This is a genomic window from Saccharothrix mutabilis subsp. mutabilis, assembly GCF_039521145.1.
Taxonomy (GTDB): domain Bacteria; phylum Actinomycetota; class Actinomycetes; order Mycobacteriales; family Pseudonocardiaceae; genus Actinosynnema; species Actinosynnema mutabilis.
This window is the reverse complement of record NZ_BAAABU010000003.1, coordinates 300,478-321,105: the sequence shown is the minus strand read 5'-3', so window position 1 is coordinate 321,105 and position 20,628 is coordinate 300,478. Positions and strand designations below refer to the sequence as shown.

Sequence of the window (20,628 nt, the reverse complement as noted above, 5' to 3'; positions counted from 1 at the left end):
CCCCCGACGAAGAGGAGGACCGCCGTGCCGCACGCCGACGAACACCTCGCCGCTTTCTGCTCCACCTTGCCCGAACTGCGCGCCGCCGTGACGCGCCAGGGGTTGGGGAAGGTGCTGGACGACGTGCTGGCGAGGGTGCGCGCGGGTCACCGGTTGCAGGAGGAGTTACCGCGCCTGGGCATCCCGGCGGACGTGCTGCGCGGCAGCGACCTGGTGCTGCCCGGGATGCGCGGTCGGCCGTTCGGCGAGGTGTACGTGTGCCCGGCGGAGGCGTGCGCGCGGCAGGTGCCCCGGGAGCCGGGCGGTCCGGTGCCGGCCGAGCGGTGCTGGCTGCGCGACGAGCCGCTGAGGCGGCGACGGGCGTGAACGCGTTCTTCGGCGAGCTGGGCAAGCGGGTGGCCGAGCGGTGGGTGGCGCTGCTCGTGCTGCCCGGTGTGCTGTTCCTCGCCACGGCGGCGGTGGGCGTGCTGCTGGGGCACGCGCACGCGCTCGACGTGGCGAGGCTGGTCGCCCAGGTCGACCGGGTCACCCGTGACCTGGGCGCCCGGCCGCCGGCGGCCCAACTCCTCGCGCTGGCCGCCGTGCTGCTCGGGTCGGTGGCGGCGGGACTGGTCGTGCGGGCGCTGTGCCCGGTGACGTGGTGGTGCTTCCTCGGCACACGCCCGCGCTGGGCGGCACGACGCCGGCGTAAGCGATGGGCGCGGGCGCACGACCGCGGCGACGCGGCCAAGCGCAACCGCATCGCGCTCGCCGCGCCGACCCGGGCGACGTGGACCGGCGACCGCCTGGCGGCCGTGGAAGACCGGGTGCACCACCAGTACGCCGTGGACCTCAAGTCGTGGTGGGCGCGGCTGTGGCTGGTGCTGGACGACTCCGGGCGCGCCGAGGTGCGAACCGCGCGGGCGGAGCTGGAGACGGCGGTGGCCGGCGCCACCTGGTGCGTGCCTTACGCGGTGGTCGGGGTGTTCTGGTGGCCGGCTCTGGTGGTGGCGGCGTGCGTCGCGGTCGTCGGGTGGGTCCGGACGCGCGGCGCGGTCGAGGTGTACGCGGACCTGCTGGAAGCGGTGGTGGACGTGCACGCCGGCCGCCTGGCCCGCGAACTCGACCCACCGCTGACATCCGGCGAGGAGGTCACGGCGACGTTCCGCAAGGGCACCTGACTCACGGGCACAGGCGCTGGTTCGGCCAGGACGGCGCGTGCCGCTGCCACTCCTCGTCGGTGAGGTCGAGGCCGGTGGCGGCGCAGACGTGGGCCGCGGCCCGGGTCACGTCGGCGCTCCAGCGCAGGACGTTGCCCGTCACGCCGCCGGTCACCAGGCCGTCGGGGGTGAACGCCACGCCGGCCAGGCCGGAGGTCGCGGTGAACGTCGTCGCGGTCGAGCGGTTCGCCACGTCCCACAGGCGGGTCGTCTTGTCCAGGCCCGTGGTGGCGAGGTGGCGGCCGTCGGGGCTGAAGGCGGCCTTGAGGACTTCGCCGGTGTGTCCTAAGAGGACGGTAGCTTGGGAGCGGGTCGCGGTGTCCCAGAGGCGGACGGTCTTGTCGTCGCCCACGCTGGCGAACATGGTGCCGTCCGGGCTGAACACGACATCGCGCACCACGCTGGTGTGACCGGTCAACGGCTCGCCGAGCGGGGTTCGGGTTCGCACGTCCCACAGGCGCACGGTCTTGTCGTGGGAGGCGGTGGCCAGGAGGTGGCCGTCCGGGCTGAAGGCGATACCCGTGACCGAGTTGGTGTGGCCGGTGAGCGCGCCGACCTGGGTGCGGGTGGTCGTGTCCCACAGGCGGACCGTGGTGTCCATGCCGGCGGTGGCGATCAGTGTTTCGTCGGGGCTGAAGGTAACGCCGCGGACCCAGCCGGCCTGGCCGGTGAGCGGGGGGCCGACCTGGGTCCGCGTCGTCGGGTCCCACAGGCGCAGGGTGCCGTCCCAGCTGCCGGTCGCCAGGAGCGTGCCGGTGGGGCTGAACGCGAGCGCGCGGACCTCGGCGGTGTGGCCGGTGAGCGGGGTGCCGACCGGTTGGTGGCCCGGCAGTTCCCACAGGCGTGCGGACTTGTCGTCGGAGGCGGTGGCGAAGAGTGCGCCGTCGGGGCTGAGCGCCACGCCGTAGACGGCGTCGGTGTGCGCGGGCAGCACGGTGGTGCGCAGCGACCAGATCAGTGCATGGCCGTCCGAGTCGCCGCCGGCGAGCGCGGAACCGTCCGGGGTGAACGAGACGTTCAGGACGCTGCTGGTCGAGCCGGTGAGCGGGGTGCCCAGCGGTCGCCTGGTCGTCACGTCCCACAAGCGGACCGTCTTGTCCCAGCCGCTGCTGGCCAGGGTCCGCCCGTCGGGGCTGAAGGTCACCCCGTAGGTCACGTTGGTGTGCCCGCTGAGCGGGTCGCCCACGGGTTCCTGGGTCGTGACGTCCCACAGCCGCACCGTTTTGTCGCCGCTGGTCGAGGCCAGGAGGCGGCCGTCCGGGCCGAACGCGACGCCGTAGGTGACGCTGGTGTGCCCGGCCAGGGGGCGGCCGACCGGGGTGCGGGTGGCGACGTCCCACAGCCGCACCGTCTTGTCGTTCCCGGCGGTGGCGGCCAGGGTGCCGGCGGGGCTGGTGGTGACGGCGGTGATCGGGCCGTCGTGGCCGGTCAGCGGTGCCCCCAGCGGGAGCCTGGTGGTGGTGTCCCAGAACCGCAGGGTGCCGTCGGCACCGCCGCTGAGCGCCATCCGGCCGTCCGGGGTGAACGCCACCCCGGTGACGACGCCCGTGTGACCGGTGACCGGTCCGCCGAGCGGTCGGCGGCCGGCGACGTCCCAGAAGCGCAGCGTCCCGTCCGAGGACCCGGTCACCAGCGTGGTCCCGTCCGGGCTGAACGCCGCGCCGTTGACCATCCCGGTGTGGCCGGTGAGCGGTTCGCCCAGGGGCGCGCGGGTCGCGGTGTCCCACAGCCGCACGGTTCCGCCGTCGCCGGCGGCGGCCATGACCCGGCCGTCGGGGCTGAACTCCACGTCCCGGACCTCGCCGACGTGGCCGGTGAGCCGGGCGGGCAGGGCGATCGCCTGGGTGCTGACCAGGCCGTCGCGGGTGGCCGGGACGTCCGGCGCGATCCGCCACGCGGCCAGGCTGAGCTGGGCGGCGCGCAGCGGATCGACCTCGCGCAGGGCGGTCGCCTCGGCGACGAGTTGGCGCGCGACCGCCACCCGGTGCGCTTCGCGGGCGTCGTTGCGCTGGAGGACGGTGATCACCGTGGCCACGGTCAGCAGGGTGACCACCGCCGCGGTCACGACGCGAACCCGCGCGGCCTGCCGTCGCCGCGCCCGGATCTGTCTGTCCCGCAGGCGGATCGCCGCGTCGAGGAACTGGTGTTCGTCGGCGTTGAGGGTCGCGGCGCGGTGCGGCTGCCCGGCCCACGTCCGGGCCTGGTCGAGCTGGGCGGCGCGGTAGAGCAGGTCCGGGTCGCGGCCCGCGGCCTGCCAGACGCGGGTCGCCTCGGTGATCCTGCGGTGCACCAGGATGCCGTCGCGGTCGTCGGTCAGCCAGCGCCGCAACCGGGGCCAGGCGCGGATCAGCGCCTCGTGCGCGACCTCGACGCTCTCCTCGCCGATCACCACCAGCCGGTCGGCGGCCAGCCGGTCCAGCACGCGGGTGACCGTCGCGGGGTCCGCGATCGTGGCCAGCTCGGTGTGCGCGGCCCGCCGCCGGGTGTCCTCGGTGCCCTCGCCCAGGGCGGTCAACCGCAGGAACACCCGGCGGGCCGCCTCCTGCTCCTCGGGGTCGAACGCGGCGTAGGTGCGTTCGGCGGTCTGCGCCAGCGCGCCGTGCGCGCCGCCGGAGGCCAGGTAACCGGTCTGGGTGAGCGCGCCGCCCCGGCGCCGTCGCCAGGTCTCCACCAGCGCGTGGGACAGCAGCGGCAGACCGCCGGGCTCGTCGGCGATGTCGGCCAGCAGGGTCGCGACCAGCTCGCGTTCGACGGTCAGCCCGGCGAGCGCGGCGGGCCGGGTGATCGCGGACCGCAGCTCGTCCCGGGTCATCGGCCCGACGAGCACTTGAGCGCCGCCGTCCAGCGCCGCCACCAGGCCGGGGTGCGTCGCGCAGTGGCCGTAGAAGTCGGCCCGCACACCGAGCACGGCGGTCGCCACCCGGCCCTCGCCGAGCGCCGCGTCCAGCAACTCGTCGAGGAACGCGGTCCGTTCGGCGGGGTCGGGGCAGAGGGTGAACAACTCCTCGAACTGGTCCACCACCAGCAGGACCCGCCGATCGCCACCCGGGTCGGCGAGCCGGAGCGCCCGGTCGAGCCAGCCGGGTTCGGCGCGGTCGGGTTCCTCCCCGCACCACGCGGCGACCGCGTTGGCCAACTCGCGCAGCGGCGCCCGGGTCGGGGTCAGCGACAGCCACGACCACCGCCGGCCCGAGAACGCGGGGTGCGACCGCGTGGCGGGCAGGAGCCCGGCGCGCAGGAGCGAGGACTTGCCGCTGCCCGACGCGCCGAACACCGCGACGACCGGCCGATCCGCCACCTGGTGCACCACCCGCTCGACCAGCCGTTCGCGGCCGAAGTAGCGGTCGGCGTCCTCCGGCCCGAACGCGGCGAGCCCGAGGTAGGGCGCACCGGAGTCGCCCCCGACGGCACCGATCAGCTCGGCTTCGGCCGCACGCCAACGCCTCTCCCACTCCGCCCGATCACCACCGCACGCGGCGACGTAGGCGAGCGCGACCTCCAGGCTGGGCAGCCGTTCACCGCCCGCGGCCTCGGCCAGTGCCGTCACCGAGTAGTGCGCGACCTTGGCCATCATCCGATAACTGGGCCGCCCGGCCGCGTCGCGCAGACCGCGGAGTTCGTGCGCGAGCCGCTGCACCGGGCCGGCCGCCGGGTCGAGTTCCCGCTCGGGCCTGCCCACGTCCGTCCCTGCCTCGCCGAGGTTGTTTGTTCAGCGCTTGACCTGGGGCTTGACAACGAATCGCCAACCTAACATGGCCGCTGATCGCCCGAAGGCCGTTTCGCGACACGGCCACCTAGGTGCAAGCGGCTGTGGGGGACACGGACAGCGGCACCGAGCCGATTCCACAGGGGGAAGAATGAATTCCGCGATCCCGTCCTTCGCCGGACGCGTGGTCACCGTCGCCGCGGCGGCGATCGTCGAGCCCGACCGGGCTGGTGCTACGACCCCGAACGCCACGGCTCTTGCCCCGTGACGCTCCCCTGCTTCGCCCGTCGAACAACCAAAGGAGTGCAACAGTGAAAAGACCCATGGCCTTGTTCGCGGCATCAGCCGCAGTGCTGGGCTTGTTCGTGATGCCCACCGCCTCCGCTGAACCGTCGGCGACGCACGCCGTCGGCAGCGAGACCATCTCGTCCAGCGAGCCCATGCCGACGGTGGCGGCAGATGTGGTGTGCCGGTCCGGCGTCACCATCCGCTCCGAAGGCAACAACCTCCACGTGGCCACGGAAGAAGACTCTTCCTTCCCCGACTGGGGTCTGCTGCGCGCCCGCACGCCGGGCAACGCCATCGGCAACTGGGAGAAGTTCCAGGTGTGCAGGAACCCGACGAACTGGCGGACTGCCATCCGGTCCAACGACGGGTGCCCGGTGGTCGTGGACACCACAGCGTCAGGCACCGGTCGTGGCTTGTTGCGTCGCCTCCCCCGATCACAGTGCGACACCAGGGTCTGGATCTTCAACTTCAGCACCTACAACCCGCCGGGCAGCGGCCACTCGACGTGGATCTACTCCCTCGAAGTCGGCCTCTACGTGTCGGCGCAGCTCGACTACACCGGGACCTACCACGCCAGCCTGCGAGCACGCCTCACCGAGGTGGGCCCCTGGGAGTGGTTCACCTGGTGACCGACCGCGGGTGGGCCGGGCTGGGCTCCGTGGTCGCGGAGTCCAGCCCGGCTCGGTGTGGCTAGGGCCTGAGGCGGTAGGCGCGGAGGACGGTTTGGTCCACCGTGTTGCCGTCGGTGTCCGTCGCCACCACTCGTAGGGAGACGTGACCGCCCGCCTTGCCGCCCCTCGGCACGAAGGAGCGGACCGGGAGCCAGGTGGCGCCGTCGTCGAAGGAGGCGTAGGCCTTCAGGTCCCTCAGGGTGGTGGTTCCCGCGCCGGCTTGGCGGGTCGCCGTGAAGCGCACGGGGAGGGGCACGTTGGCCTTGGCGCTGTTGCGGAGGTCCAAGGGGATCGTGTAGTCGACCTCCAGGAGCGGTAGGGGGCCGCTGGTGGCGGCGGAGCTGGTGAACGTCCAGGTCGTGGTGACCGCTGAGGACAGCTGCACCTGCGGGGCGGTGCGGGTGGCTGTGACCGTCAGGGCGTAGGTGGCGGGATCGGCGGTCACGGGCCAGCGGGCTTGCCACGGGTTGGTCGCGGTTCCGACCGGGATGCCGTTCCGGGTCAGGGTCAGGGAGCCCGAGGCTGTTCTGCGCCAGGACTCGACGGCGGTCCGGGTCGCGAACGGGGAGATCCGGGCGTCGATCTCGTCGCCGGTTCGCCTCACCCCGCCGCCTACGGCCCACGGGACCACGGAGGTGCCCCGGAGGCGGGGTGAGGCGACCGCCGGGTTCCAGGTCGTGTGGTAGGAGTGGCCCGGCTGGTAGGTGACGGGCTCGTGGTCCGACCAGTTGCCGGCTTCCGGGTCGCGGGCGTCGGGACCGAACATGCGGCCGATCCCGTGTTCGCGGTACCAGCCGATGCCGTTGCCGGCGCTGTAGTACTCCGTGCGGGAGACCGGGGCGACCACCACCTCGTCCAGCAGCATGCCGGAGTTGTGGATCGCGCCGTTCCTGGTCGGGTAGACGCGTTGGCCGACCATGCCGTCCGCGCCCGAGGAGCGGTACTGGGCCTTGACCTCGGCCAGGTCCGCCTTGCGCACCCGGTAGGTCTTGCCGGCGGGGAGTGCGCCCTGTTCCGGGTAGAACAGGTGGTAGCTGGTCGGCGCGGTGTCCACCGCGGTCAGGGTGACCTCCTCGCCGATGCTCGCCAGGAGGTCCGCCGCCCCGTGGTCGGCGGCGTTGAGGACCGGGATCGCCGTTTGTTCGTCGGGTCTCGGGAAGCCGGACGGGCCGAGCACCAGGACGGCGGCGGCGCCGGCGTCCTTGAGGCGGTGGGCCAGGGAGAACTCGTCCTCGCCGGTCGCGTCGGCCACGACCAGCGCGCCGGTCACGTCGCCGTCCGGTCGGGCGGTGCGGAGGCGGTGGGCGCCGGGTGCGAGGTAGCCGCTGCCGGCGAAGTAGCGCAGTGGCAGGGAGTGCCCGGTGAGGGAGATGCGGGGTCGGGCGGCCTTGAGGAGGGTCAGGTAGTCGAAGTTCGGCAGGGGGTCGCCGAAGGTCAGGGCGTAGGTGGGGGTCGAGCCCTCCACCGGTCCGCTGATCGTGGTGACCTTGTCCGGCCGCGGCGCCAGGCGCAGTTCGGCTTGGCGGTGCAGGGGTTGGACCGTCGCGTCGTTCAGGGCGACGGTGACGGGTCGGGCCTGGCGGGCGTCGAGGGTGAGGGTGACGTCCCGGGTGGTGGTCGTGCGGCCGGCGACCTCGGTCATCGAGATCGGGGTGAACCAGCTCGCCAGGGGCGAGAACTCGTGGATGCGGCCCAGGACCGCGTAGTCGGCCACCGGGAGCCTCGCGCTGCCGTTGCCCTCGGCGTCGAAGGGGATGAAGGTGCTCTGGCCGGTGCCCAGGTCCACGGCCAGCACGTAACCGGTCAGTGGCGGCTTGCCGTCGCGGGCGGTGGCCTTGACGGTCAGGGTGTGGCGTTCCTCTTGCACGTACGCGCCGACCGCGGTGGTGACGCTGATGCCGTCCGCGGTCGCCCTGACGGTGCCGTAGAAGGTGCCGTTGCCCTTGCGCGGGTCCAGCTGGACCGTGACCGGGGCGGCGCCGCCGGCGGCGATGTCCACTGTGGACGGGAGGGCGAAGTTGCCGCCCAGGTCGTGGGTCAGGGTCAGCGTGACGGGCCGGGCGCTGTCGTTGCGGTAGGTGATCGTCCGTTCGACGGGCTCGGTGTGGGGCCAGTGCAGCAGGCCGAAGGACACGCTGCCCACGTCCGCGCGGACCTGCTGGGTGACGGCGCGGCCGGCGTCGAGCAGGCCGGTGCCCACGTTGGCGGAGGTGTCCTGGAGCGGGTCGGCCGTGGCCATGAGTTGCGCCTTCAGCTCGCGGGCGGTCCAGGTCGGGTTGCGCTGGGCCAGGATCGCGGCGGCGCCGGCGACGTGCGGTGACGCCATCGACGTGCCGGAGAGGCGGGCGTGCAGCTCGTCCACGGCCTCGTCGGGCAGGGTGCCCTTGGCGCGGGCGGCGACGATGTCCGTGCCCGGAGCGGCCAGGTCCGGCTTGACCGCGTGGTCGCCGACGCGGGGGCCGCGGGAGGACCACTCGGACAGGACGCCCCGCTTGGTCAGGTTGGCCACGGCCAGCGCCTCGTCGGCGGCGGCCGGGGCGGAGACCTTGCGGCGTTCGCCGGCGTTGCCGGCGGCCACGACGAACAGCGCGCCGGTCTCGGCCGTGAGGCGGTTGACCGCCAGCGACAGCGGATCGGTGCCGTCGCTCTGGTCGCCGCCCAGGCTCAGGTTGACCACCTTCGCGCCGGCCTCGCGGACCGCCCACTCCATGCCCGCGATGATGGCGCTCTCCGGGCATCCCACGTCACGACCGCACACCCGCCCCACGGCCAGCTTCGCGCCCTTGGCGACACCGCGGTAGCGGTCGCCGCGGCCGGCGATGGTGGCGGCGACGTGCGTGCCGTGGCCGTTGTCGTCCTGGACGCCCTCGCCGGTGAAGTCCCGCGCCACGGCGACGGCTTCGGCCAGCTCGGGGTGTTGTCGGTCGTATCCGGTGTCCAGGACGGCCACGGTGACGCCCGCGCCGTCGTACCCGGCCTCCCACGCGGCCGGGGCTCCCACCATCGGCACGCTCTCGTCCAGCGCGAGCCTGGCCTTGCCGTCGAGCCACAGCTTGTCGGCGGCGAGGGCGCCCGCGCCGCGGCCGGCCCACCACCGGGCGGCCTCGGCCTTGGGGACGGCGTTGGCCGCCCGCAAGGCGTTCCCGCCGGTCAGCAACGGGATGTGGGCGGTGCGGGCGTCGTCGTAGCCGAAGTCGAGCAGGGCCGTCACGTCGAAGAACCGCCGGTCCAGCCGGTCCTGCTCGACGTCGTCCAGGGCGTCGACCGGGACCACGTACCGGTGCTCGTCCCGGACGTACCGCACGAAGTGCGTCCCCGGCCGCCCCTCGACGCCGACCGGGTTCCCCGCCCCGTCCACCGACACCCGGTCGCCGGTGATCAGCGTGATGGTCCGGAGGTCACCGTCCGGCCGGGTCTCGGGTCCGGCCTGCGCGGCCACCGGGCTCGACAGCCCGGCGACCAGCACGGCCACCACCAGCAAGCGCGTTCTGCGCACAAGTCCTCCCCAGAAGATCACTGCACTGGTGACTACGCCGCTCGCGTCGTCGTGGTTGCCTTGGCCACGCCCGGGTCGACCCGGGCGATCTTGTTCGGGCAGGATGCGCCGTAGCGACCCTGGGGAGGACGTCATGCGTCTGTTGGCGTTGTCGGCCGTCGTGCTGGCACTGACCTCGTGCGCGGCGCCGCCGGCGACGGCCGGTCCGGCGGTGGTCCTGCCGCCGGCGCACGCCGGCTTCGACTACCAGATCGGCGGCCCCTACCCGCCGGCCGCCGACGTCGCGGTGGTGACCCGCGACCACGGGGTGGCGCCGGCACCCGGTCGCTACAACATCTGCTACGTCAACGCCTTCCAGGTCCAGCCGGGCGCGGAGGCCGAGTGGGACGCCGACCTGCTGTTGCGCGACGCGGACGGCGAGGTCGTCTACGACGGCGACTGGGGCGAGGCGCTGCTGGACCTCCGCACCGCCGACAAGCGCGCCCGCATCGCCGACCGGGTGGGCGGCTGGATCGACGGGTGCGCCGCGAAGGGCTACCAGGCGGTCGAGCCGGACAACTACGACAGCTACACCCGCGCGCCCGAGGGCCTGCTGACCCCGGAGCACGCGAAGGCGCTGCACACCCTGCTGTCCGCCCGCGCGCACGACAAGGGGCTGGCGATCGCGCAGAAGAACACCGTGGAGCTGGCCGGTGACCGCGAGGCCGTCGGGGTGGACTTCGCGGTCGCCGAGGAGTGCGGGCAGCACGAGGAGTGCGGCGACTACGTGGCGGCGTTCGGCGACCACGTGATCGTGATCGAGTACACCGAGGAGGGGTTGGCCACGGCCTGTGCGGGGTGGGGCGGCCGGCTCAGCGTGGTGCTGCGGGACCTGGACGTGCTGCCGGCCGACGACCCCGCGCACGTGCGGCGGACCTGCTGACCGGTGTCGGGCGGCTGCGGCGTTTGACCGTGCGGGTGCCCTGCGAACGGGCCTTACTCCGCCGTGCGCGTGGACGGCAGGCTCGGTGTGGGTTGATCCCCATCGGGCTCGCAGAGAGGCGTTCACGAGATGCGGAGACGGGCTTTTCGGCGGGCCGTGGCGCTCGCCGCCACGTGCGTGCTGGCGGTCGGGGCGGTCGCGCCGGGCGGGGCCTCGGCCGCGCCCGCCGAGGGCGACCCGGCCGGCGTCCCCGGAGGCAGCGCCGTCCCGGGAGGCAGCGCCGTCCCGGGAGGCAGCGCCCTGCACGACGGCAGCGCCCTGCACGACGGCAGCGCGGTGCAGGGCGACACGACGGGCGACCGCGACATCGACAACCGGCCCGGGGCCGCGCCGCCCAGTGAGCGGCAACGGGTGTTGGCGGCCGAGGCCGGCGGCACGGTGCGGTGGAACAGGTACGGCGCGCCGGCGACGCTGGTCCCCCGCCCCGAGGCCCGCCTGCGGGTGGCGGGTGACCCCGTCGCGGTCGCCCGCGGGTACCTCAGCGCCAACCTGGAGGTGTTCGGGCTCGCGCAGGACGCCGTGGACTCGATGGACGTCCTGGTGAACCGGCCGATGGGCCAGGGCTCCTACGTGCTGCTGCGGCAGCGGTTCGGGGAGGTCCCCTCGGTCCTGGACGGGCTCGCCGCGTTCGGCGTCCGGGATGGGGCCGTGGTCCACCTCAGCTCCACGCTCAGCCCCGCGCGGTCGGCGCCCGAACCCGCGACGCTGTCCGCCGAGCAGGCGGTGGCCGCGCTCGGGCTCGGGCCCGCGGCGCGGGTCCGGCCGGGTGCGGTGCCCATGCCCGACGGCCCGGCGCGGGCCGCCTACCAGGTCGTGCACGTGGGCGAGGAGAGCGGCTCCACCAGCTACGTGGACGCCCGGACCGGGCGGCTGCTGGTCCGGGAGGACCTGGTGGACCACCACGCCGACAACGCCGAGTGGGACGTCTTCCCCGCCAACCCGCCCGCCGACTACTCCTCCCGCGACACCCGCGCGCGGTGGTGCGTGGAACGGATCAGCGGGTGCGAGCGGTCCGTGCGCACGGCCGACCGCGGCCTGGCCTGGGACGTCGACCCGGTCGCCGGCACGGCCAGCGCCACCTCCTCCGGCAACTCCGGTCGGACCACGGAGAAGTGGGACGACCTCGCCGGCGGCACCGTCGGCACCCGGACCTCCGCGCCCAGCGCCGAGCGCCGCTACACCTACCCGTGGACCAACCAGTGGCACGAGGAGCGCTGCGACCCGGCCGTGTTCTCCTCCGCCCGGCAGAACGACGTCGACGCCGCGCTGGCCAACCTGTTCGCCATGCACAACCGGATGCACGACTGGTCCTACCACCTCGGGTTCACCGAGGAGACCTGGAACATGCAGGCCGACAACGGCGACCGGGGCGGCCTGGGCGGGGACGCCGAGCGCGGCAACGCCCAGGCGGGCGGCCGGGTGGGCGGCGCGCCGCCGGGCTTCCCCTCCCGCAACAACGCCAACCAGATCACCCCGCCCGACGGCGTCCCGCCGACCACCAACATGTACCTGTGGCAGCCCACGCCCGGCGGGTTCTACGCGCCCTGCGTGGACGGCGACTACGACATGTCGGTGATCGGCCACGAGTACGGCCACGCCATCAGCGGCCGGCTCATCGCCGGGCCGGACTCCGGGTGGTCGGGCGCGCAGGCGGGCGCGATGAACGAGTCGCACTCGGACCTGTTCGCGATGGAGTACCTGTTCGAGCACGGCTTCCGGCCGCGCGGCGACACCCCGTACGTGACCGGCGGGTACGTGACCGGTGACGCGGGCTCGGGCATCCGCAACTACGACATGAGCCGAAGCCCGCTCAACTACAGCAACATCGCCTACGACCTGGTCGGCCGCCAGGTGCACGCCGACGGCGAGATCTGGAGCGCCACCAGCTTCGACGTGCGCGAAGCGATGATCGCCAAGTACGGGCTGGGCACCCCGGCGACCCAGCGGGCGTGCGCGGACGGCGAGCTGCCCGTGGAGAAGTGCCCCGGCAACCGGCGGTGGGTGCAGCAGGCGTTCGACGCGTTGCTGCTCACCGCCTCCGGCGCGGTCAGCTACGTGGACCTGCGCGACGCCACCCTGGCCGCCAACGAGATCCGCTTCGGCGGCGCGGACGTGCCCGAGCTGTGGACCGAGTTCGCCCGCCACGGCCTCGGCCGCGACGCCGCCAGCAACGGCCCCGACGACCCCGACCCGACACCGAGCTTCGCCTCGCCGCAGGGCCGCAACGCCACCGTGCGGCTGGCCGCCGTGCCCGGCGCGCGGCTCTACGTCGGCCAGTACGAGGCGCGGACCGTTCCGGTCGCCGACACCGACCCGGCCACGCCGTTGCCCGACGCGGTCGAGGTGGTGCCCGGCGCCTACGACTTCGTCGTGGTGGCCGACGGGTACGGCGCCACGCGGCTGCGGCGGACCGTGCACGACGACACGACCCTCCACGCGCTGCCTTCGCGCAACCTCGCCTCCCGCGCCCTGGGCGCGACGGCGACCGGCGACGGCGTGAACGCCGACAAGCTCATCGACGACTCCGAGGCCACGAACTGGGCCTCGGTCGGCGCGCCCGTGGCGGGCAAGGGCGTGGTCGTCGACCTCGCCGGCAACCACCCGCAGCTGGTGCAACGGGTGCAGGTGAGCGCGCAGCTGCGCCCGGCGGTCGAGGGCGACCCGGACGCGGGCACGCAGAACCCGTTCACCGCCCTGCGCCGGTTCGAGGTGCTGGCCTGCAACACCTTCCGGGGTTCCGCGTGCACGGACCCGAAGGACTTCCGGGTCGCCTACACCAGCCCGGCCGACGCGTTCCCGGCGGGGGTGCCCCGCCCCACCGCGCCGGACCTGGCGCTGCGGTCGTTCCGGATCCCGCCGACGGTCGCGACGCACCTGATGGTCCGGGTGCTGACCAACCAGTGCACGGGCGGCCCGGCCTACGCCGGCTCCCAGCACGACGACCCGCGTTCCACCAGCGACTGCACCACCGGCAACCCGGCGGTCGCGCAGACCGTCCGGATCGCGGAGTTCCAAGCGTTCCACTTCTGACCCTCCTCCTCGGGCGGCTGCCCGGAGGAGGGCAGCCGTCAGCGCACCAGCGGTGGCCCGGCCGCCACGGCGGCGGCCGGCCCGTCGTTCCCACGCGCGTCGCGGGGCCGCGCTGTCATCGCGGCCCCAGACCTGTTGTGCCGTCGAGCAGTTCGCGCGCCACGTCGAGGTGGCCGGCGTGGCGCGCGGTCTCCTCGATCATGTGCAGCACGACGTCGCGGAACTCGCGGATCTGGTCGGCGAACGGCTCCGGGTGCCGCCCCGCCGGCACGGCCGACAGCGGTGTGGCGGCCAAGACCGCGTCGGACAGCGCGCACTGCTCGCGGTAGAACGCGAACACCTCCGCGACCGGGCGCGAGGTGGTCAACGGCGCGTCGTCACCGCCCGGCAACGGGTCCGCCCGCCCGGTGACGACCTCCTGGAACCAGTGCCGCTCGGCGTTCCCCAGGTGCTCGACCACGCCCAGCGGCGTCCAGCCCGACGGCAGCACGGACGTGCGCAACGCGGCCTCGTCCAACCCCTCCAGGATCGCCGGCACGCTCGCCCGCTGCGCCCCGAGGAACGCCGCGAGCGCCTCCTTCTCCCCCATCCCAGCCCCCCTTCGATCTTGGGCGACACGCTACCGAGGGGGTACGACAATTCCGGTCGCCCGGGACTTTCGGCCGTAGCGGCACCCCGACCGCGACGCGGATCGTCGAACACCGGAACAGCCGCGTTGTCGGTACCCCGTGCGACAAGGGAAGTGGGGGCCGGAGGCACATGCGAACCCGGGCAATCGCCGCCGCGGCGGTCCTCGTCCTCGCCGCCGGAATCGTCGCGGCCGTGCTGTTCCGGCCCGACCGCGACCAGCCCGCCGGCACCCCGCCCGCGCCCACCACGAGCCGCCCGAGCGTGCCGGGCAGGTACGCGGTCAAGATCGACAACGCCCCGGCCGCCCGCCCGCAGACCGGCCTCGCCGCCGCCGACGTGGTGTACGTGGAACCCGTCGAGGGCGGCCTGACCCGGTTCGCCGCCGTCTACGCGAATCCCCCCGAAGTCGTCGGACCCGTGCGCAGCGCCCGCGAGACCGACGTCGAACTGCTCGCCCAGCACGGCACCCCGGTCCTGGCCTACTCCGGCTCAGCGCCCGCCCTCGACCCGCTGCTCGAACGGTCCGGCTTCATCCGCGCCCGACCCGAGGACGCGGCCGACGCCTACTACCGCGACGAGACCCGCCCCGCCCCCCACAACCTCTACGTGCGCCCGCGCAACCTGCCCGAACCCGCCGCCGCCCCGCGCGACACGCCGCCGACCGGTCCCGCCCCGCCGGGTGGGCGACCGGTGACCACCCGGGACGTCACCTACCCGAGCGCGCGGTTCGGCCTGGCCTGGGACGGCGGTTGGACGATCACCGCCGACGGCGAGCCGTTGCGGGACGTCCGTGCCGCGAACGTGGTGGTGCAGCGGGTGTCCACGCGGGCCGGGGTCGCCGTCGAGGACGCGAGCGGCAGCCCGTCGCCGGTCGTGGTGACCGTCGGGTCCGGGCCGGCGGTCCTGCTGCGGGACGGGCTCGCGTTCGAGGACGTCACCTGGACCCGCCCCACCGCGACAGACCCGACGCGCTTCACCGCGGGCGGCGCGGAACTCCCGCTGGCACCGGGCCCGACGTGGGTGTTCCTGGTGACGTCCTGACGCTCGACCGTCGCGGGTCAGGGCTCCACCGCGAGCCGGGCCACCGCGCCGGGGTGCGACACCGGCTCGATGACCCGCGACCCGGTGCTCCACCCCAGGTCCTCCCGCCACCGCAGCACCCGCCCGGCGTCGGTCACCAACTGCGCGCGCACCGGCGAGGACACCGTGAGGTCGACGTCCACTTCGACCACGGACACCCCCGCCGAGCGCAACACCTCCACCACGGCGTCCAGGTACCGGGTCACGGAGACGGGGTTGTGCCTGCTGGGCGTTTGCATCCCGGTCGGTTCCTTCCGACGTCGGCGGCAGCGATGGTCCATCCTGGCCGGCCACCGCCGCCGCCGATGAGAGTCGAAGGTCCCGGATGGACCCGGGCCCACCGGCGGGTAACCGCACAACGGCGGCCTCAGCAGTTGGTGCGCGGCGGTTTCCCGGCGAACCGGTCGGCCAGGTAGGACACGACGTCGCCCGCGGCCGACACCATCGTGGTGACGTGCTCGCCGAGGAACACGCCCCACGTCACGTCCACGCCGGCCGCGCAGTACTCGCGCCGCAGGGTCTGCGCCTGGGACAGCGGGATGATCTCGTCCACCAGGCCGTGGTAGAGGTAGACCGGCGCGGCCGGCGGGTGCGCGCCCAGTCGGTTCTCGGCCAGCCGGGCCTGCCAGTCCGAGCGGGACAGCGGGTCGCTGGTGGTGTAGTCGGCGATGCGCCCGAAGGCGTAGCCGAACACGGCGTCCACGCACGCGTCCTGCTGGGTCGCGTAGACCGCGCGGCCCTTCTCGTTCAGGTAGGCGGGCAGGTCCAGCTCGTCGTAGGCCGAGTCCAGGCCGAACGCCGCGAGCAGCAGGAAGCCGAACCCGATGCCGCCTTCCAGGTGCCGGGCCACGGCGGTGAGGTCGGCGGGCGTGCCACCGGCGGCGATGCCCACCACGGCCAGCTCCGGCGCGTAGGACGGCGCCAGCTCGCCGGCCCACGCCGCCCCGCCGCCGCCCTGCGAGTACCCGGCGAACGCGACCGGCCCGCCCGCCGCCAGCCCCGTGGCGGGCAACCGGGTCGCGGCGCGCGCGGCGTCGATCACCGACCGGCCCTCGGAGCGGCCGACGACGTAGGTGTGGCCGCCGGGCGTGCCCAGGCCCTCGTAGTCGGTGATCGCCACCGCCCAACCCCGGCCCAGCATCGCGTCGATGAACAGCGGTTTCTCGTAGTCCGGCTGGAACTTCGAGGGCGCGCACCGGTCACCGACCCCGCGCGTGCCGCTGGCCACCGACACGATCGGCCGCACCCCGGAGGGCCACGGCGTCGTCGGCACCAGCACCCGCCCGGTCACCGCGATCGGCGCGCCGGTCGCGGACTCCGACCGGTAGAGCACCAGGTAGCCCTGCACCCCCGACCGCGCGGGCAGCGCCCGCCACCAGACGACGTCACCGGGGACACCGGCGGGCAACGGGCTGGGCGGTGTGTAGAACGCGTCGCCGGGCGGCCCCGGCACCGGTCCGGCCGCCGCGACCGGCGGCACCCCCACCAGCACCAGCAACGCCACCAGCAATGGCCGCACGAACCTGCGCATGGGCACTCCTCGTCGAGACCGATGCCCCGGACGGTAGGGAGCGCAACCGAGAGTTCACACCGATTGCCCGTCTCACTACTCGCGAGTAGCATCCGGCGCCATGCGCGCCCGGTCCGCACCCACGCGCGCCGACGCACGCCGCAACCGCGAGGCGATCCTGCGGGTGGCCGACGAGGCGTTCGGCGAGGTCGGGGACGTCGCGCTGGACGAGATCGCCCGCCGCGCGGGCCTGGGCCGGGCCACGGTCTACCGGCACTTCCCCGACCGCGCGGCGCTGGCGCTGGCGGTCGCGGCGCGCCACCTGGCGGCGGTGCGGCGGGCGCGGCGCCCGTTCCGCGAGCTGCTGCACGCGGTGCTGTCCCACCAAGTCCAGCGACGTTCACTCGTCCGGGTGTTCCGCAGGTTGCCGGAGAAGCGCCGGCGGCACCACACGCACGCCCTGATCGCGGCGTTGCGCCCGGCGTTCACGCAGGCCCAGCGGGAGGGCAGCCTGCGCGCCGACGTCGAGCCGGCCGACCTGGCGGTGCTGTTCCACATGGTCGAGGCCGCGCTGGACGCCCCCACCGCCGACGCCGCGCGCTCGGTGCAACGCCTGGTGCGGGTCTTCCTGGACGGCCTGTCCCGCGCATGAAGGCGGCGCGCAGGGGTAGCCGACCCCCGTGCAGACGTTCCTGCCCTACGCCGACTTCGCCGCCACCGCGCTCGTGCTGGACAAACGGCGGTTGGGCAAGCAGCGCGTCGAGGCGATCCAGGTGCTGCGCGGGCTGATCGTGCCCGGCTACGGCTGGCGGCACCACCCGGCGGTGAAGATGTGGACCGGGTACGAGGAGGCCCTGGTCCGCTACGGCCTGGAGATCTGCGCCGCGTGGTGCGCGATCGGCCACGCCGACACGTGCGCGGCGACCCTGCTCACCGGTTTGAAGGAGGTGCGGGGCGACGCCGAGGTCCGCACGCAGGCCGAACTCGCCGAGGCCGGGGACCTGCCGCCGTGGCTGGGGGACGAGGACGTGCACCACAGCCACCGCTCGGCCCTGGTCCGCAAGGACCCCAAGCACTACGGCCCGCTGTTCCCGGACGTGCCGCCGGACCTGCCCTACGTGTGGCCGGCCTCCGACCGGGCCGCCTGACCCGTCAGCGCCGCCGCTCGCGGTGGCTGGTGTCGCACCACGGGTAGCGCTTGCTGCGCCGACACGTGCACAGGGCGACCAGGAACCGGTCGGACCGCGCCACCACGCCGTCCTCGCCCACGACCTCGACCGGCCCTTCGACCAGCACCGGCCCGCCCTGCACGAGGGTCACCCGGCGGTTGTCCCGCGACGTTGCCATGCGTCAGAGGTGCCCGGCAGCGCCGCCGCCAAACCGGGTCGCCGGCCCTCGAACTCCCGGGAGTCGATCACCGTGAATACGGGTATGCACCGACCATGTGGCGTGTCGTGGTCTTGGTGGCGGTGCTGGTGGCGGGTTGCGGCATCCCGCGGGACACGGACGGGACCCTCGACCGGGTGCGCGGGGACGTGCTGCGCGTCGGGGTGGCGGAGAACCCGCCGTGGACGGTCCTGGGCGGTCCCGGCGAGGTGTCCGGGGCCGAGGCGGAACTGGTGGAACGGCTCGCGGACAAGGTGGACGCGCGCGTCGAGTGGCGCCCCGGCACGGAATCCGAGCTCATGGCCGCGCTGGAGGAACGCCAACTCGACCTCGTGGTGGGCGGACTGGCCGACGACGTGCCGTGGACCGAACGCGCGGCGCTGACCCGCCCTTATGCCACCACCCGGGTCGTGGTGGCGGCGGTCGACGGCGTGGAGGTGCCGCCGGAGCTGTCCGGCAAGCGGGTCGCGGCCCGGACCGGCACCGCCGAGGCCGCCGCGCTGGCCGACGAGGGCGCCGAGGTGGTGCCGGTCGGGGACGCCGCCGAGGCGCGGAACCTGCCGGTCGCCGTCGAGCACTGGCGGTTGGACGCGTTGGGGCTGCGCGCGGGCGGGCACGTGCTGCTGGAACGTCGGCACGTGTGGGCGTTGCCGCTGGGCGAGAACGGCTGGCTGGTCGAGGTGGAGCGGTTCCTGCTGGGGGTGCCCGACGGCGAGGTGGACCACCTGCTCGCCGACGTCGGGAGGTCGGGCTCGTGAGGGTCTACGACCGGTTCGAACTGCCGCCCGACAAGGCCGAGTTGCACCGCGGGGCCGTGCGGCTGGAGTGGTGGACGATCGCGTTCTTCATCGCGGCGGTGGCGTTGCTGGCGGTCACCCTGGGCCAGTCCCAGGCCATGAAGGCGGCCTGGATCGAGGACATGCTGGGCCTGGTGCCGCCGCTGGCCTTCCTGATCGCCGCCCGCTACCGCAACCGCTCTCCCAACCGCCGCTTCCCCTACGGCTACCACCGCTCGGTGAGCGTCGCGTTCCTGGCGGGTTCGGTGGCGCTGTTCGGGTTGGGCGCTTATGTCTGTTACGACTCGACCGTCCGGTTGGTGACCGGTGAACGCATCCCCATCGGTCTTGTGGAACTTCTCGGGGTGCAGATCTGGCTGGGCTGGCTCATGATCGCCGCCCTGGTGTCCACGATGGTCCCGGCGATCCTGTTGGGCAGGGCCAAGTTGCGCATCGCCCGCCAACTGCACGACAAGGTGCTCTTCGCCGACGCGGAGATGAACCGCGCCGACTGGCTGACCGCCGGGGCCGCCGCGCTGGGCGTGCTCGGGATCGGCGTCGGCTGGTGGTGGGCCGACCCGTTGGCGGCGGTGGTCATCGGCGCGGACATCGTGCGGGACGGCGTGCGCACCACGCGGGGCGCGGTGGCCAACCTGATGGACAACCGGCCGCGCCTGGTGGACGAGAGCGGCCCGCACCCGTTGCCCGACGAACTGCTGGCCGCCGTCCTGGACCACGACTGGGTGGCCGACGCGTGGCTGCGGCTGCGCGAGGAGGGCCATGTGTTCGTGGGCGAACTGCTCGTGGTGCCCACGGACGAGGAGGACCTGGTGGACCGCTGCGCCCGGTTGCAGCGCTGGGCCCGCGACTTCGACTGGCGCGTGCACGACATCGTGGTGGCCCCGGTGAGCCGGATCGACCCGGTGCCGACCGAACGCTGAGCGCCGGCGGCGGGCGGCCGATACGGTGGGTCGCGCCGACCGTCCACAGGGGAACCGGGAGCCGTCCGTGCCCGAGCAGACCAGCCGTGCCGTCATCGCCGTCACCGGGGCCACCGGGCGGTTGGGTGGACGGGTGGCGCGCCGGTTGGCGGACCGGGGTGTCGCGCAGCGGTTGGTGGTGCGGGACCCGTCGCGCGCGCCCGAGCTGTCCGGTGCGTCGGTCGCCGCGGCGAGCTTCGGGGACGGGGCCGCCGTGCGGGCGGCGCTGGAGGGCGTCGAGACCGTGCTGATGGTCTCCGCCGCCGAATCGCCCGACCGGGTGGAGCAGCACCGCACGTTCGTGGACGCGGCCGTCGACGCCGGCGTCCGCCACCTGGTCTACATCTCGTTCTACGGCGCGGCGGCCAACGCGACGTTCACGCTGGCCCGCGACCACTACGCCACCGAGGCCCACATCAGGGCCACCGGGCTCGGCCACACGTTCCTGCGGGACAACCTCTACGCCGACTTCGCGCCGTTCCTGGTCGGCGAGGACGGGGTGATCCGGGGTCCGGCGGGCGAGGGCAGGGTGGCGATGGTCGCCCAGGACGACATCGCCGACGCCGCCACGGCCGTCCTGCTCGACCCGCACGCCCACGACGGCCGCACCTACGAACTCACCGGCCCCGAAGCGCTCACCCTCGCCGAGGTCGCCGAGGTCGTCCAACGGGTCACCGGACGGCCCACCAGCTACCACGCCGAGACCGTCGAGGAGGCCTACCGGTCCCGCGCGGTCTACCAGGCGCCCGACTGGGAGGTGGACGCCTGGGTCACCACCTACACCGCGATCGCCGCCGGCGAGCTGGCGGTCGTCACCGACCACGTCCAGCGGCTCACCGGGCACGCCGCCGCGCCGTTGGCCGACGTCCTCGCGGGGTGACCATGCTCACGGCC

General features: G+C 74.2%; 17 protein-coding genes. 11 read left to right on the top strand and 6 right to left on the bottom strand.

Going from position 1 to position 20,628, the window contains the following annotated elements; translation table 11 throughout:
• Positions 1-24 precede the first annotated feature (24 nt).
• Both ABD126_RS09140 and ABD126_RS09135 read left to right on the top strand, forming a co-directional pair.
• Positions 25-366: a hypothetical protein gene (locus tag ABD126_RS09140; protein WP_343933270.1), complete on the top strand. Its 342-nt coding sequence runs from the start codon at positions 25-27 to the stop codon at positions 364-366.
• Positions 363-1,160: a hypothetical protein gene (locus tag ABD126_RS09135; protein ID WP_343933269.1), complete on the top strand. Its 798-nt coding sequence runs from the start codon at positions 363-365 to the stop codon at positions 1,158-1,160. Before ABD126_RS09140 ends, ABD126_RS09135 begins: the two co-directional genes overlap by 4 nt.
• Before the next feature lies 1 nt (position 1,161).
• Here ABD126_RS09135 and ABD126_RS09130 read toward each other — a convergent pair whose 3' ends face one another.
• The gene (locus ABD126_RS09130; RefSeq protein WP_343933268.1) at positions 1,162-4,878 is read right to left on the bottom strand and encodes an nSTAND1 domain-containing NTPase; all 3,717 of its coding nucleotides are present in this window, start codon (positions 4,876-4,878) and stop codon (positions 1,162-1,164) included.
• Between the two features lie 338 nt (positions 4,879-5,216).
• Between ABD126_RS09130 and ABD126_RS09125 the strand changes: the two genes are divergently transcribed.
• Complete coding sequence (locus tag ABD126_RS09125; RefSeq protein ID WP_343933267.1) at positions 5,217-5,822, top strand: fascin domain-containing protein; 606 nt, start codon at positions 5,217-5,219, stop codon at positions 5,820-5,822.
• Positions 5,823-5,883: 61 nt separating this feature from the next.
• On the opposite strand, the gene ABD126_RS09120 is transcribed toward ABD126_RS09125, so the two are convergent.
• Complete coding sequence (locus ABD126_RS09120) at positions 5,884-9,360, bottom strand: S8 family serine peptidase (RefSeq protein WP_343933266.1); 3,477 nt, start codon at positions 9,358-9,360, stop codon at positions 5,884-5,886.
• A gap of 133 nt (positions 9,361-9,493) precedes the next feature.
• On the opposite strand from ABD126_RS09120, the gene ABD126_RS09115 reads away from it, so the two are divergent.
• Both ABD126_RS09115 and ABD126_RS09110 read left to right on the top strand, forming a co-directional pair.
• Complete coding sequence (locus ABD126_RS09115; RefSeq protein ID WP_343933265.1) at positions 9,494-10,282, top strand: endo alpha-1,4 polygalactosaminidase; 789 nt, start codon at positions 9,494-9,496, stop codon at positions 10,280-10,282.
• Between the two features lie 129 nt (positions 10,283-10,411).
• Positions 10,412-13,372, top strand: a complete 2,961-nt coding sequence (locus ABD126_RS09110; RefSeq protein WP_343933264.1) for a M36 family metallopeptidase — start codon at positions 10,412-10,414, stop codon at positions 13,370-13,372.
• Between the two features lie 115 nt (positions 13,373-13,487).
• Here ABD126_RS09110 and ABD126_RS09105 read toward each other — a convergent pair whose 3' ends face one another.
• On the bottom strand, positions 13,488-13,961 hold the full coding sequence (locus ABD126_RS09105) for a DinB family protein (protein WP_343933263.1): 474 nt from the start codon (positions 13,959-13,961) through the stop codon (positions 13,488-13,490).
• Positions 13,962-14,131: 170 nt separating this feature from the next.
• Between ABD126_RS09105 and ABD126_RS09100 the strand changes: the two genes are divergently transcribed.
• Positions 14,132-15,043, top strand: coding sequence for a DUF3048 domain-containing protein (locus ABD126_RS09100; protein WP_343933261.1), 912 nt, complete (start codon positions 14,132-14,134; stop codon positions 15,041-15,043).
• A 17-nt stretch (positions 15,044-15,060) separates the two neighbouring features.
• On the opposite strand, the gene ABD126_RS09095 is transcribed toward ABD126_RS09100, so the two are convergent.
• Positions 15,061-15,288 carry a hypothetical protein gene (locus tag ABD126_RS09095; RefSeq protein ID WP_343933260.1) on the bottom strand — a complete coding sequence of 76 codons (228 nt, stop codon included), beginning with the start codon at positions 15,286-15,288 and terminating at the stop codon, positions 15,061-15,063.
• Positions 15,289-15,449: 161 nt separating this feature from the next.
• Positions 15,450-16,613, bottom strand: coding sequence for a lipase family protein (locus ABD126_RS09090; protein ID WP_343933259.1), 1,164 nt, complete (start codon positions 16,611-16,613; stop codon positions 15,450-15,452).
• Between the two features lie 100 nt (positions 16,614-16,713).
• Between ABD126_RS09090 and ABD126_RS09085 the strand changes: the two genes are divergently transcribed.
• Both ABD126_RS09085 and ABD126_RS09080 read left to right on the top strand, forming a co-directional pair.
• A complete protein-coding gene (locus ABD126_RS09085) occupies positions 16,714-17,244 on the top strand; it encodes a TetR family transcriptional regulator (RefSeq protein WP_343933258.1) in 531 nt (176 codons plus the stop codon).
• Positions 17,245-17,272: 28 nt separating this feature from the next.
• Positions 17,273-17,740, top strand: coding sequence for an MSMEG_6728 family protein (locus ABD126_RS09080; RefSeq protein WP_343933257.1), 468 nt, complete (start codon positions 17,273-17,275; stop codon positions 17,738-17,740).
• A gap of 4 nt (positions 17,741-17,744) precedes the next feature.
• Here the strand turns inward: ABD126_RS09080 and ABD126_RS09075 are convergent, their stop codons facing one another.
• Positions 17,745-17,939: a CDGSH iron-sulfur domain-containing protein gene (locus ABD126_RS09075; protein ID WP_343933256.1), complete on the bottom strand. Its 195-nt coding sequence runs from the start codon at positions 17,937-17,939 to the stop codon at positions 17,745-17,747.
• Between the two features lie 95 nt (positions 17,940-18,034).
• On the opposite strand from ABD126_RS09075, the gene ABD126_RS09070 reads away from it, so the two are divergent.
• From ABD126_RS09070 to ABD126_RS09060, 3 genes are all read left to right on the top strand, one after another.
• The gene (locus tag ABD126_RS09070) at positions 18,035-18,736 is read left to right on the top strand and encodes a substrate-binding periplasmic protein (protein ID WP_343933255.1); all 702 of its coding nucleotides are present in this window, start codon (positions 18,035-18,037) and stop codon (positions 18,734-18,736) included.
• Positions 18,733-19,695, top strand: coding sequence for a cation diffusion facilitator family transporter (locus ABD126_RS09065; RefSeq protein ID WP_343933254.1), 963 nt, complete (start codon positions 18,733-18,735; stop codon positions 19,693-19,695). Before ABD126_RS09070 ends, ABD126_RS09065 begins: the two co-directional genes overlap by 4 nt.
• 67 nt (positions 19,696-19,762) lie before the next feature.
• A complete protein-coding gene (locus tag ABD126_RS09060) occupies positions 19,763-20,614 on the top strand; it encodes an SDR family oxidoreductase (RefSeq protein WP_343933253.1) in 852 nt (283 codons plus the stop codon).
• Positions 20,615-20,628: the final 14 nt, after the last annotated feature.

What these genes read in the sequence shown, in the direction of transcription:
- ABD126_RS09115 (WP_343933265.1), top strand. Translation starts at nt 9,494, where the DNA reads ATGCGTCTGTTGGCGTTGTCGGCCGTCGTGCTGGCACTGACCTCGTGC.
- ABD126_RS09110 (WP_343933264.1), top strand. Translation starts at nt 10,412, where the DNA reads ATGCGGAGACGGGCTTTTCGGCGGGCCGTGGCGCTCGCCGCCACGTGC.
- ABD126_RS09105 (WP_343933263.1), bottom strand. Translation starts at nt 13,961, where the DNA reads ATGGGGGAGAAGGAGGCGCTCGCGGCGTTCCTCGGGGCGCAGCGGGCG.
- ABD126_RS09100 (WP_343933261.1), top strand. Translation starts at nt 14,132, where the DNA reads ATGCGAACCCGGGCAATCGCCGCCGCGGCGGTCCTCGTCCTCGCCGCC.
- ABD126_RS09090 (WP_343933259.1), bottom strand. Translation starts at nt 16,613, where the DNA reads ATGCGCAGGTTCGTGCGGCCATTGCTGGTGGCGTTGCTGGTGCTGGTG.
- ABD126_RS09085 (WP_343933258.1), top strand. Translation starts at nt 16,714, where the DNA reads ATGCGCGCCCGGTCCGCACCCACGCGCGCCGACGCACGCCGCAACCGC.
- ABD126_RS09075 (WP_343933256.1), bottom strand. Translation starts at nt 17,939, where the DNA reads ATGGCAACGTCGCGGGACAACCGCCGGGTGACCCTCGTGCAGGGCGGG.
- ABD126_RS09070 (WP_343933255.1), top strand. Translation starts at nt 18,035, where the DNA reads ATGTGGCGTGTCGTGGTCTTGGTGGCGGTGCTGGTGGCGGGTTGCGGC.